We start from the raw sequence: 12568 nt of genomic DNA, 5'->3' as shown, positions 1-12568 counted from the left end.
CATGAAGAGCACAGGCACATCGCCCACCTCACTGCCCGCACCTGTGAAGGCGTTTACAGGGCCCGTCGTCGACGCACATCACCACCTGTGGGACCTGTCGAAAGGCCACTACCCCTGGTTGCAGGAAGCGTACGATCCTGGCGCCTTCTTCCTTGGCGACTACCGGCCGATTTGCCGGGATTTCCTCGCAACGGACTACCGGGCCGCTGTAGGGCCTTGCGACGTGGTGGCAACCGTGCATGTGGAAGCCGAGCGCAGCCGCCTTGAGCAGGTTGCAGAAACTGCATGGCTGCATGAGGTCAACGCCAGGCACGGGTTTCCGAATGCCATCGTGGCGCACGCCTGGTTTGACCGGCCTGATAGCGGGGAATGCCTCCTTGCGCAGTCGCAGTTTCCGCTGGTGCGCGGCATCCGCAGCAAACCTGTCACATCGGCCGCAGCGGACCAAAGCGTCAAAGGGCAGGCAGGCACCATGCAACACGAAAACTGGCTGCGCGGCTTTTCATTGCTGGAGAAATTCGGCCTGCGGTGGGACCTGCGCGTGCCCGCCTGGCACTTGCCCGAAGCGGCTACCGTGGCAGCGATGTTTCCGAAAGTGCCCATCGCCCTGAACCACCACGGCTTTGCCTGGGACCGCAGCGAAGAAGGCCTCAAACGCTGGCGCGGCTGGATGGAAACGCTGGCCCGGCAGGAAAACGTACACGTCAAGCTTTCCGAGTTCGGCCTGCGCGGCCAGCCTTGGGACTGGCACGAAAACGCGCGCATCGTGCGCGAGACGGTGGCCATTTTCGGCTGGCAGCGCTGCATGTTTGCCAGCAACTTTCCGGTGGCGGGCCTGCGCATAAACTATCCGGACCTGGTTGGCAGTGTGGCCGGCATGCTGGACCACCTGCCGGCAAACCAGCAACATGCGATGATGTGCGATAACGCCTTGCGTTTCTACGCGATTGATGTGGCGCCGCCTGTGGCATTCCCGCAACCTGCGCGCCCTCTCGCCCCTGATCAACCCTGATTTCTTCTGGAGCCACCTCATGTCCACCAAACACGACAACCTCATCGCCGGCCAATGGCTGGCCGGCAGCAGCTACAGCCCGAACCTGAACCCCAGTAATCTCGCCGACGTGATCGGCGAGTACACACAGGCCGACGCCGCAGGGCTGGATGCCGCCGTGCAGGCCGCACAGGCCGCCTTCCCGGCCTGGTCTACCTCGGGCATCCAGGCCCGTTCCGATGCGCTCGACAAGATCGGCACTGAAATCCTGGCACGCCGCGAAGAGCTGGGCACCCTGCTCTCGCGCGAAGAAGGCAAGACCAAACCTGAAGGCATTGGCGAAGCCACCCGCGCTGGCCACATCTTCAAATTCTTTGCCGGCGAATGCCTGCGCCTGGGCGGTGAAACCATGCCGTCGGTTCGCCCGGGCATCGGCGTGGAAATCACGCGTGAACCCGTGGGCGTCGTCGGCCTGATCACGCCGTGGAATTTCCCCATTGCCATCCCGGCCTGGAAGATTGCGCCGGCGCTGGCCTTCGGCAATTGCGTGGTGCTCAAGCCGGCAGACCTGGTTCCAGGCAGTGCCTGGGCCCTGGCCGAAATCATCTCGCGCTCAGGTATTCCGGCGGGCGTGTTCAACCTGGTGATGGGGCCCGGCCGCGTCATCGGCGATGCGCTGGTCAACCATCCGGGCGTCAATGCCATCAGCTTTACCGGCTCGGTCGGCGTGGGCAGCCGCATTGCTGAGGTTTGCGCGAAAAACCTCAAGAAGGTGCAGCTCGAAATGGGCGGCAAGAACCCGCAGGTCATCCTGGACGACGCCGACCTGACCCAGGCCGTGGAACTCAGCGCACAGAGCGCTTTTTACTCCACTGGGCAACGCTGCACAGCATCAAGCCGCCTCATCGTGACCGAAGGCATTTACCCTGCTTTCGTCAAGGCGCTTCAGGAACGCATGGCCCGCATCAAGGTGGGCGACGCCCTGACTGCCGGAACCGACATCGGCCCGGTTTCTTCACAAGCCCAGCTGGAGCAGGACTTAAGCTACATCGCCATCGGCCAGCAGGAAGGCGCGACCTTGTCATTTGGCGGTGACCGCGTACGTTGTCACACCGGCAGCGGCGCCGAAGGCTACTTCATGACACCAGCGCTTTTCAGCGAAAGCACCGCCGGCATGCGCATCAACCGCGAAGAAATTTTCGGTCCCGTTGCCAGCATCATCCGGGTGAAGGACTACGAGGCCGCACTCGCCGCTGCCAATGACACGCCATTCGGCCTGTCAGCTGGCATCGCCACCACCAGCCTCAAATACGCGACCCACTTCAAGCGCCACAGCCAGGCCGGCATGGTCATGGTGAACCTCCCAACCGCCGGTGTGGACTACCACGTGCCGTTTGGCGGCCGCAAGGGCTCCAGCTACGGCCCGCGTGAGCAGGGCAAGTATGCGCAGGAGTTTTTCACGACGGTGAAGACGGCATATACGCTGGCTTGAGGATCAAGAAGAGACGATGCCCGGCGCGGCACCGTCTCTCCAGGACGTGTCGCAACGGCGCTTCAGCCAGCCGGTGCAGAGCGCTGAAATATCTGATGCGAGGTAAAAGCTCCATAGAATCGGTCAGATCACCCTTCAGCTGCTCAACCAACCATCGACTCGCCCATGAAAGAATCCCAGTTCGGTTTCCAATACTCGTGGGCCGACCTTCAGCCTGTTCGCGCATTGACAGTGATCGTGTTTGGCGCGCAGATTGCTGGTGCGCTTGCCGGCCTGGCATTTCCACAGTTCCCCCGTTGGTTTGAAAGTTTGTGGTTTGGCGCGGCTATTGCGACCTTCCCTGCTTTCCTGGTGGGACTGGCAGTTCAAGCCAGGCTTCGTCCCGGAAGCCTCGCCGAAAATCGCGTCATGGTTCGCCGCCTGGGCCTCATCGCACTGTTCTTGTCCGCTTTTGCCTTAGCCATGCCGCTTTTCGGATTCGGAAAATAGACGCGCGGGCTTACGCATCATCCATGTCGATCATTCAAAGAGTGCATCCATGCTCCAACTCAACCACATCCCAAAGATACTTCTCGCACTGACTACGGCCTACTTCCTCACCAGCCTTGGCCACTTCAGCCACAACGCCGAGTTCATCTGCGAATACCCCAACCTACCGGCCTGGCTGACACGCGCACAGGTCTATGCGGTGTGGGCGGCTATCACCTCTGTGGGTGTGGTCGGCCTGCTTCTGATACGCAAGAGATTCATGGCCTCGGGCCTTCTGCTGATGGCTGTGTACGCTGTGATGGGCTTTGATGGCCTGGGCCACTATGCACTGGCTCCCATCGAACTTCATCCCCTGATCGCCAACGTCACTATTCTTTCGGAAGTGGTTGCTGCTGCGCTGCTGTTACCGGTGGTGTTGTGGTTGCTGGCATCGCATACTTTTCGCCTAGACAGGAGCCTCACATGCTGTTCGTAATTGCGGAAGACGGCATGGTTGCAGTGCTGGAAAACGAGATAGCAGCAGAGCGTAGGTACGAGGCTATAGATGTCGAGAACGGGGTTTTCTCCTTCTATGCAGAAGACGGGTCGTGGCTGAAGCCGCGCTTTGTTCGACCCAATAAGCGAAGGCTGTTTGGCTTCGTTGTCGAAAATGGCGAATACAAACTTGAGCTCGCATCCGGTGAAGATCCAGTCATGGATACCTTTGAGGTAGCGATTGCCGAGGTACGCGGTATGGAGCCAAACCGGTACTTCAGTTCCCTATCGGAGATTGGCTTCCACGTGAAGAAGCGCCAGAATGCTTGCAAAGAGGATCAGTTCAAAAACAACAAGCTTCCTGAATGAACCATCCATTGCAATGCCGATGCGGCACCCTACGAGGCTACGTCAGCCACACCGAAACTGTCTGTAGAGGCGTCTGCTACTGCAAAGACTGCCAGGCCTACGCCCACTTTCTGGGCAAAGCCGACGAGATTCTGGATGAAATGGGCGGATCGGACGTGGTCGCCACGCTGCCCCAACACGTCACCTTCACCCACGGCCAGGAGGCGCTCACCTGCATGTCGCTCAGTGACAAGGGCATGTTGCGCTGGTATGCCAGCTGTTGCAACACACCGATCGGCAACACCTCGCGTGACTTCAAGGTCTCGCATGTCGGCCTGCTGCACAACTGCCTGAAAGATCCGTCAACAAGTCTCGACGCCGCCTTCGGCCTTGTGCGCATGAAAGTCGGCATGAAGAGCGCCAAAGGTAACCCCGAAGCCATGCCGGTCAGCACCACCGTGTCCATCCTCCGGTTCATGGCGACACTGATACGCACGAGGCTCAATGGCGGCTACAAGATCACGCCCTTCTTTAACCCGGATGATGGGATGCCACGCGTATCACCCAAGGTGCTCACGCCGGATGAGCGGGCCCGCTTGATGGAGGCCGTAGAGGCTTCCTAGCCTGTTTTACGAGGCGCTATAGATTTAATAGCTGCCTGCGCCCGACCTTAAAGGATTGCAGCCGCTATTTCTCGGAATAAATCGCTCAGGACCGCACCGTATCCGCCACCCGCTCGGCGCAGCTTTTCGCCTGGGCCGCATCGCGCGCTTCGACCATCACACGCAGCAGCGGCTCGGTGCCACTGGCACGAATCAACAGGCGGCCGGTGTCGCCCAGCTCGGCTTCCACCGTTTTGGTCATGTCGGCCAAGGGTTTGCTGCTCTGCCAGTCCTGGTCGGGCTTGAGGCGCACGTTGACCAGCGTCTGCGGGAACAACACCACATCGCTGAGCAGCTGGGCCAGAGTTTTCTTGCTGCGCACACAGGCCTGCAACACCTGCAGCGCGCTGATGAGGCCGTCACCGGTGGTGTGCTTGTCGAGTGCCAGCAGGTGGCCTGAGCCCTCACCGCCCAGCAGCCAGCCACGTTTTTCAAGCTCCTCGAGCACGTAGCGGTCGCCAACCTTGGCGCGTACAAATTCCACGCCTTTGGCTTTCAACGCGACTTCCACGGCCATATTGGTCATCAGGGTGCCCACGGTGCCGGGTACTTTCTCGCCGCGCGCCAGCCGCTCGTTGACCATCAGATACAACACCTCGTCGCCGTTGAAAAGCCGGCCTTCGGCGTCCACGATCTGCAGCCGGTCGGCGTCGCCGTCCAGCGCAATGCCGTAGTCCGCCTTGCTGGCCTTGACCTTGGCTATCAGCGCCTCGGGGTGCGTCGCACCGACTTCGTGGTTGATGTTGAGGCCGTCGGGTGCGCAGCCGATGGCAATGACTTCAGCGCCCAGTTCATGAAAGACCATGGGGGCGATGTGATAAGCCGCACCGTGGGCACCGTCGACCACGATCTTCAGGCCGCGAAGCGTCAGGTCATTGGCAAAGGTGCTTTTGCAAAATTCGGTATAACGTCCTGCCGCATCATCAAGACGGCGGGCTTTGCCCAAAGTCGCAGAATCGGCCCAGACGGGTGGCTCGTCGAGCGCAGCTTCCACGGCCAGTTCCCACGCATCATCGAGCTTGGTGCCCTGCGCGCTGAAAAACTTGATGCCGTTGTCAGGGTAGGCGTTGTGGCTCGCACTGATGACGACCCCCAGGCTGGCGCGTTGGGCCCGCGTGAGGTAGGCCACACCCGGCGTAGGCAAGGGGCCGAGCAGCACTACATCGACGCCGGCGGAGTTGAAGCCGGACTCCAGCGCGCTTTCCAGCATGTAGCCGGAAATGCGGGTGTCCTTGCCGATCAGCACCGTAGGGCGGGATTCGGTCTTGCGAAGGACCCGGCCGACCGCGTGCGCAAGCCGTAAGACGAAGTCGGGCGTGATGGGCGGCTGGCCCACCGTTCCGCGAATGCCGTCGGTGCCGAAGTATTTTCTGGTCATGGAGTTTTGTCCCTGTGGAGCTTGTTGTTCTTGAAACAGGGGCCTATTTTAGGTGCCCCGTACAGCCCTTTGTCGGCCAAAGCCGCCATCTTTGCCGGATAGCGACAAAACTGCTAGCGCGCTGCCATCCATACCTTCAGGGCCTGCACAGTCTCACGCACATCATGCACACGCACGATACGGGCGCCTCGGTCCACCGCCAGCAAGGCGGCCGCTACGCTGGGTACCATGCGGTCGGTCACGTCGAGCTGGGCGACAGTCGCGAGCGAGGTGCTGGTTACGGCGGCCAAAGACGATTTGCGCGACCAGGCGGCCAGCAACGGATAACCGGTGGCGAGGAACTCCTGCTGCCGCGCGAGCAACGCGAAATTCTGCGCCACGGTTTTACCAAAGCCCACACCCACATCCAGCACGATGCGGGATTTATCAACGCCAGCGGCCTGCAGGCCAGATGCGGCGCTTTCCAGAAAAGCCATCACCTGCGGCACCACATCGCCCTCCATGGGGGCAACCTGCATGGTCTGCGGTTCGCGATGCATGTGCATCAGACAGACACCGCAATTCGGGTGCTGCGCCACCACCTGCACCGCACCCGGTTTGCGCAGGGCCCAGATGTCGTTGATGACATCGGCGCCCAGGTCGAGCACAGCCTGCATCACTTCAGGTTTGTACGTGTCGACCGACAGCGGCACACCGAGGCTGACCGCATGGCGAACCACAGGCAGCACCCGTTCAAGCTCTTCCTCCAGTGGTACGGGCGGTGCGCCAGGCCGGCTTGATTCACCGCCAATGTCCAGCATGTCGGCGCCATCCCGGATCAATTTCTCACAATGAGCAAAGACGCCTGAAAAACCACCACCGAGGGTGAAATACCTGCCCCCATCCGAAAATGAGTCGGGCGTGACATTGACGATACCCATGACGCGCGGCTTGGACAGATCAATCTGAAAGCGGGAGGTTTGCCAGATCATGGATGGATGTCCCGAAACGAATGAAGGGTTAAACCACAGGCCGGTAAGCAATGCAATACCGCGCAACGAACGGTGCGTTGCCGAAGCCATACAAAGTGGCAAGCCCAGGAGCCATGTTCTCCACCATGAAAAAACCGGGGACTGGCCCCGGTTGTGATGACTGCCTGGCAGTCGTCTTCATGCTTGTGGAGGAATCAGGCTACCGTAGGTGCCGGATCGGTACTGACAGCAGGTGTACCGCCGCTGGGACCGCTACCGCCGCCTACCGACGAATTGCGCGGCGTCCAGTCCTTGGGCGGCCGGGGTTCCTTGCCGGCCATGATGTCGTCCAGCTGGTCGCCGTCAATGGTTTCCCATTCGAGCAAGGCCTTGGCCATGGCATGCATCTTGTCCTGGTTGTCCTCGATCAGCTTGCGCGCCTGGGCGTACTGCTGGTCGATGATGCGGCGTACTTCGCCGTCCACCTTTTGCAGGGTCGACTCGCTCATGTTGTTGGTCTTGGTGACTGAACGGCCCAAAAACACTTCGCCTTCATTTTCCGCGTACACCATGGGGCCCAGGGCCTCGGTCATGCCGTAACGGGTGACCATGTCGCGGGCCAGCGCTGTGGCACGTTCAAAGTCGTTGCTGGCGCCCGTGGTCATCTGGTTCATGAAGACTTCTTCGGCGATACGGCCGCCAAACAGCATGCTGATCTGGCTCAGCATGTACTCGCGGTCATAGCTGTAGCGGTCTTGCGCCGGCAGGCTCATGGTCACGCCCAGTGCACGGCCGCGCGGAATAATGGTGACCTTGTGAACCGGATCGCACTTCGGCAGCATCTTGCCGAGCAGCGCGTGACCGGACTCATGGTAGGCCGTGTTGCGGCGCTCTTCTTCGGGCATGACCATGCTCTTGCGCTCGGGGCCCATCAGTATCTTGTCTTTGGCTTTTTCGAAGTCCTGCATCTCGACGGTGCGCGCGTTGCGGCGTGCAGCCATCAGGGCGGCTTCGTTGCACAGGTTGGCCAGGTCAGCGCCCGACATGCCGGGCGTGCCGCGGGCGATGACCCCGGGGCTCACATCCTGGCCGAGCGGAACCTTGCGCATGTGCACATTCAGGATCTGCTCGCGGCCGCGGATATCGGGCAGCGTCACATAGACCTGGCGGTCAAAACGGCCGGGACGAAGCAAGGCGGCGTCCAGGATGTCGGGACGGTTGGTGGCAGCCACCACGATCACGCCGACATTGGTTTCAAAACCATCCATCTCGACCAGCATCTGGTTCAGGGTCTGCTCGCGTTCGTCATTGCCGCCGCCCAGGCCCGCGCCGCGCTGGCGGCCGACTGCGTCGATTTCATCGATAAAGATGATGCAAGGCGCGTTTTTCTTGGCGTTGTCGAACATGTCGCGCACACGCGACGCACCCACACCGACGAACATTTCAACGAAGTCAGAGCCGGAAATCGAGAAAAACGGAACTTTTGCTTCGCCGGCAATGCTCTTGGCCAGCAGGGTTTTACCGGTGCCCGGAGGGCCAACCAGCAGCAAGCCACGCGGAATACGGCCACCCAGTTTCTGGAATTTGGCGGGGTCTTTCAGGAAGTCGACCACTTCCTTGACTTCTTCCTTGGCTTCGTCGCAGCCCGCCACGTCGGCAAAAGTCACTGGATTGGTGGATTCATCGAGCAGGCGCGCCTTGGATTTACCGAAGCTGAAAGCCCCGCCCTTGCCGCCGCCCTGCATCTGCCGCATGAAATAAATCCACACGCCGATCAGCAGCAGCATGGGGCCCCAGCTGATCAGCAGGGACGTGAGCAGGGAGGTTTCTTCGCGGGGCTTGACGTCAAACTTCACGTCGTTGGCGATCAGGTCGCCGACGAGGCCGCGGTCAAGGTAGGTTGCGGTGGTGCGAACCTTGCGATCATCCACCGTGGTTGCGGAAATCTCGGTGCCGCCCTGGCCTTCGGCGATGGTGGCCTGCTTGATGCGCTTGCCGCGCACCTCTTCCAGGAACTCGGAGTAACCCAGGTAGTTTGAGCCGGCGCTACCGCGTGGATCAAATTGCTTGAATACGGTAAACAGCACCATGGCGATAACCAGCCAGATTGCAATTTTGGAAAACCACTGATTGTTCAAGGACTACTCCGGTATAAGAACAAAAGTCACATGCGCCTGATTTTAGGCGTTTCAAGGGCAAAAACCGCGTAATCCCCTGCCAGCCCCATGTTTGAAGCGGGTTTAGGTGATTTTTGCCACCGTATCGCACTCATTGTGCAGCGTCAGCGCGCCTTTTAAGTCCTCTGCCAATCAGGAAAATCTCCGACGACCCGGGGCGCGAGGCCTTGGGTTTGAGGGGCTTGACCGTCTTGAAGGTGTCCTTGAAAAGCTTCACGAGCTGATCGTATCCACTGCCGTGAAAAAGCTTCACCACCAGCGTGCCATCCGGTTTCATCCGGTTCTGGGCAAATTCCACGGCCAGCTCTATGAGGTGGGCAATCCGGGCCGCATCGGCCGATTCAATACCCGACAGGTTGGGCGCCATGTCCGAGATCACAAGATCGACCCGGATCTGCCCTTCGGACGAGGCCAGCGCCTGCTCCAGCTTCTGCAGCACCTCCACCTCCCGGAAGTCGCCCTGGATAAAAGTCACCCCCTCGATCGGCTCCATGGGCAGCAGGTCCAGCCCGATGATGCGGCCGTTGAGCTCCCCCGCCGCCGCGCCGGTGGGTGACAGCTTGCGCCGCACATACTGGCTCCAGGCCCCGGGCGTGCTACCCAGGTCGACCACGCAGTCCCCCGGCCGGATCAGGCCGAAGGTTTCGTCAATTTCCTTCAATTTGTAAGCGGCCCTGGCCCGGTAGCCCTCTTTTTGGGCCAATTTGACGTAGGGGTCGTTGATGTGGTCGTGCAACCACGCCTTGTTGACCTTTTTCCCTTTCGCACTGGCTTTCGATACGGCTTTGGCAGCGGCCTTCGCGTCGGTCTGGGTGCCGGGTTTGAAGTCGGTCTTGGCATTTACTTTCATGGGGTCTATTGTCCTCTTCCCGACTCCCCCGATAATTGGGTCATGGCTCAAATACAACTTACCCCCGCCCAGCGCAAGGATCACCGCGCCGATGCCCATCACCTGAACGCAGTGGTGATGATCGGCTCCGATGGCCTGACCGCTGCCGTCAAGAAAGAAACCGAGGCGGCCCTGAACGCGCACGGCCTCATCAAGGTGCGGGTTCAATCAGACGACCGCGCCGGCCGAGAAGCGATTTTCCAGAACCTGGCAGATGAACTCAACGCCGCCCCCATCCAGCATATCGGCAAGCTGCTGGTCCTGTGGCGCCCAATGCCGGAAAAGGAAAAGAAGGTCAATGAAGACCGCATGCCCGGCCCCCGTGATGTCAAGGTACTGAAAAACAGCTCCCGCTACGGCCAGCGCCCCGAAGTCAAAACCCTGCGCGTGCTCGGCAACCAGCGCCTCACGCCCGGCGGCACCGTCAAACGCGCCAAAAAACCCCAATTGAAAAGCGTCAAGAAGAGTGCACAGGGCTGAGTTCCCCGCCCGCAAGGCACGGGGTAATTGCCCCGATAGCGCCCCGACAGGCACATTCTTCCTGGCCCGGTAGCCCCAGGCCTTTAGATTCGAGACTTTCGCCCACAGCTGTACGTCATGACCAATCCCCTTCTCGACTTCTCCGACCTTCCCCTGTTTGACCGGATTCAGCCCGAGCATGTGGCGCCAGCCCTCGACGAGCTGCTGGCCAAGGCTGAAAGCGCCCTTGAGCATGTCACGGCAGCGGATTTTCCGGCCTCATGGAGCGGTATCGCCGGCGTGCTGGACGTGGCCACCGAGAACCTGGGCCGCGCTTGGGGCGCCGTGAGCCACCTCAACAGCGTGGCCGACACGCCGGAGCTGCGCGCGGCCTACAACGCCGCCCTGCCGCGCGTGACTGAGTTCTGGACCCGCCTGGGCGCCGATGAGCGCCTTTACGCCAAATACAAAGCCATCGACGTGGCCACCCTGAACACCGAGCAGCGCCAGGCCCATAAAAACGCCATTCGCAACTTTGTGCTGTCGGGTGCGGAACTGAAGGGCGCCGACCGCGACCGTTTTGCCGAGATTCAGGAACGCCAGGCCGAGCTGAACCAGAAATTCAGCGAGAACGCCCTGGACGCCACCGACGCATTTGCCTATTACGCGACAGAAGCCGAGGTTGAGGGCATTCCTGCAGACGTGCTTGAAACAGCACGCAACCAGGCCCAGTCCGAAGGCAAGACCGGCTACCGCCTCAGCCTGAAAATGCCAAGCTACCTGCCTGTCATGCAGTTTGCCAAAAGCAGCAAACTGCGCGAAACCTTTTACAAGGCCTACACCACCCGCGCCAGCGACCAGGCCGCACCCGAGTTCAGCAAATTCGACAACAGCGCCATCATGAAGGAAATCCTTGCGCTGCGCCTCGAAGAGGCGAAGCTGCTGGGCTACCGTAATTTCGGCGAGGTCTCGGTGGTCGCCAAGATGGCCAAGTCCCCCGACGAGGTCATCACGTTTTTGCGTGACCTTGCCCGGCGCGCCCGACCCTATGCCGAAAAGGATGTTACCGACCTGCGCGCCTTTGCCACCACCCAGTTGGGCCTGGCCGACCCGCAAGCCTGGGACTACGCCTACATCGGCGAAAAACTCAAGGAAGCGCGCTACGCCTTCAGTGAACAGGAAGTCAAACAGTACTTCACTGCCCCCAAAGTGCTGGCAGGCCTCTTCAGGATCGTGGAAACACTGTTTGAAGTCGCCATCCGCAAGGACTCGGCACCCGTGTGGAAGCCTGGCGTAGAGTTTTTCCGTATCGAGCGCAACGGCCAGCTCGTGGGCCAGTTCTACCTGGACCAGCCCGCCCGCAACGGCAAACGCGGCGGCGCCTGGATGGATGATGTGCGCACCCGCTGGCTGCGCCCCGACAACGGCAAGCTACAAACCCCGGTGGCGCATCTCGTCTGCAATTTTGCCGAAGGCGTGGGCGGCAAGCCAGCCCTGCTCACGCACGACGACGTGACCACGCTGTTCCACGAATTCGGCCACGGGCTGCACCACATGCTCACCCAGGTCAACGAACGGGACGTTTCCGGCATCAGCGGCGTCGAATGGGACGCCGTCGAGCTTCCCAGCCAGTTCATGGAAAACTTTTGCTGGGAGTGGGAAGTGCTCAGGCACATGACCGCCCACGTGGACACCGGCGCTGCCCTGCCGCGCGAGCTGTTCGACAAGATGCTGGCCGCCAAAAACTTCCAGAGCGGCATGCAAACGCTGCGCCAGGTCGAGTTTTCACTATTCGACATGCTGCTGCACACCTCTCACAACCCAGCCGACGACCTGATGGATCTCCTGAACGAGGTGCGCCGCGAAGTCGCTGTCATTGCGGCCCCGGCCTACAGCCGTACTGCGCATACATTCAGTCACATTTTTTCCGGTGGTTATGCGGCCGGGTATTACAGCTACAAATGGGCCGAAGTCCTGTCTGCCGACGCTTATGCCGCGTTTGAAGAGTCCGCCCATCCTGCAGCCGATCCGGGTACAAACACTGACGCCGGCACAGGATCGGGTACCGTTAATGTAGAAACAGGCCGAAAATACCGGCAAGCCATCCTGGAAGCAGGGGGCAGCCGTCCGGCCATGGAATCATTCAAGGCCTTCCGGGGCCGGGAGCCAACGCTGGACGCGCTGATGCGCCACCAGGGTATGGCTTGAAACACCTGAGCCAAGCCACTTCAATTCAAATTCAAGACTGACTGGGGAAAC

Annotated in this window: 12 protein-coding genes; 8 read left to right on the top strand and 4 right to left on the bottom strand. The window is 60.6% G+C overall.

The window, feature by feature from the left end; genetic code table 11:
• Position 1 precedes the first annotated feature (1 nt).
• From AC1DVV_RS04875 to AC1DVV_RS04850, 6 genes are all read left to right on the top strand, one after another.
• On the top strand, positions 2-1012 hold the full coding sequence (locus tag AC1DVV_RS04875) for an amidohydrolase family protein (protein WP_477667187.1): 1011 nt from the start codon (positions 2-4) through the stop codon (positions 1010-1012).
• Between the two features lie 19 nt (positions 1013-1031).
• On the top strand, positions 1032-2483 hold the full coding sequence (locus AC1DVV_RS04870; protein WP_457278720.1) for an aldehyde dehydrogenase family protein: 1452 nt from the start codon (positions 1032-1034) through the stop codon (positions 2481-2483).
• A 165-nt stretch (positions 2484-2648) separates the two neighbouring features.
• Complete coding sequence (locus AC1DVV_RS04865; RefSeq protein ID WP_477667186.1) at positions 2649-2972, top strand: hypothetical protein; 324 nt, start codon at positions 2649-2651, stop codon at positions 2970-2972.
• Between the two features lie 49 nt (positions 2973-3021).
• Entirely contained in the window at positions 3022-3447 is a 426-nt protein-coding gene (locus tag AC1DVV_RS04860; protein ID WP_477667185.1) for a hypothetical protein, read from the top strand.
• Positions 3435-3815 (top strand): hypothetical protein, encoded by a 381-nt coding sequence (locus AC1DVV_RS04855; RefSeq protein WP_477702122.1) that lies wholly within the window; start codon positions 3435-3437, stop codon positions 3813-3815. The genes AC1DVV_RS04860 and AC1DVV_RS04855 overlap by 13 nt, the downstream gene beginning before the upstream one ends.
• The gene (locus tag AC1DVV_RS04850) at positions 3812-4417 is read left to right on the top strand and encodes a DUF6151 family protein (RefSeq protein WP_477702123.1); all 606 of its coding nucleotides are present in this window, start codon (positions 3812-3814) and stop codon (positions 4415-4417) included. The genes AC1DVV_RS04855 and AC1DVV_RS04850 overlap by 4 nt, the downstream gene beginning before the upstream one ends.
• Positions 4418-4502: 85 nt before the next feature.
• Here the strand turns inward: AC1DVV_RS04850 and glmM are convergent, their stop codons facing one another.
• The 4 genes from glmM to AC1DVV_RS04830 form a co-directional block, all read right to left on the bottom strand.
• Positions 4503-5834 (bottom strand): phosphoglucosamine mutase, encoded by a 1332-nt coding sequence (glmM, locus tag AC1DVV_RS04845; RefSeq protein ID WP_477702124.1) that lies wholly within the window; start codon positions 5832-5834, stop codon positions 4503-4505.
• Positions 5835-5947: 113 nt separating this feature from the next.
• Complete coding sequence (gene folP / locus AC1DVV_RS04840; RefSeq protein ID WP_457278726.1) at positions 5948-6805, bottom strand: dihydropteroate synthase; 858 nt, start codon at positions 6803-6805, stop codon at positions 5948-5950.
• Positions 6806-6999: 194 nt separating this feature from the next.
• Positions 7000-8922: an ATP-dependent zinc metalloprotease FtsH gene (gene ftsH / locus AC1DVV_RS04835; RefSeq protein WP_457278727.1), complete on the bottom strand. Its 1923-nt coding sequence runs from the start codon at positions 8920-8922 to the stop codon at positions 7000-7002.
• A gap of 130 nt (positions 8923-9052) precedes the next feature.
• Positions 9053-9811, bottom strand: a complete 759-nt coding sequence (locus tag AC1DVV_RS04830) for an RlmE family RNA methyltransferase (RefSeq protein WP_477667181.1) — start codon at positions 9809-9811, stop codon at positions 9053-9055.
• Positions 9812-9853: 42 nt separating this feature from the next.
• Between AC1DVV_RS04830 and AC1DVV_RS04825 the strand changes: the two genes are divergently transcribed.
• The gene (locus tag AC1DVV_RS04825; RefSeq protein WP_477702125.1) at positions 9854-10330 is read left to right on the top strand and encodes a YhbY family RNA-binding protein; all 477 of its coding nucleotides are present in this window, start codon (positions 9854-9856) and stop codon (positions 10328-10330) included.
• 117 nt (positions 10331-10447) lie between these two features.
• Positions 10448-12517, top strand: a complete 2070-nt coding sequence (locus tag AC1DVV_RS04820) for a M3 family metallopeptidase (RefSeq protein ID WP_477702126.1) — start codon at positions 10448-10450, stop codon at positions 12515-12517.
• Positions 12518-12568: the final 51 nt, after the last annotated feature.

The organism is Polaromonas sp. P3_B4, assembly GCF_056402835.1.
This window is presented reverse-complemented; position numbering and strand designations above follow the sequence as displayed.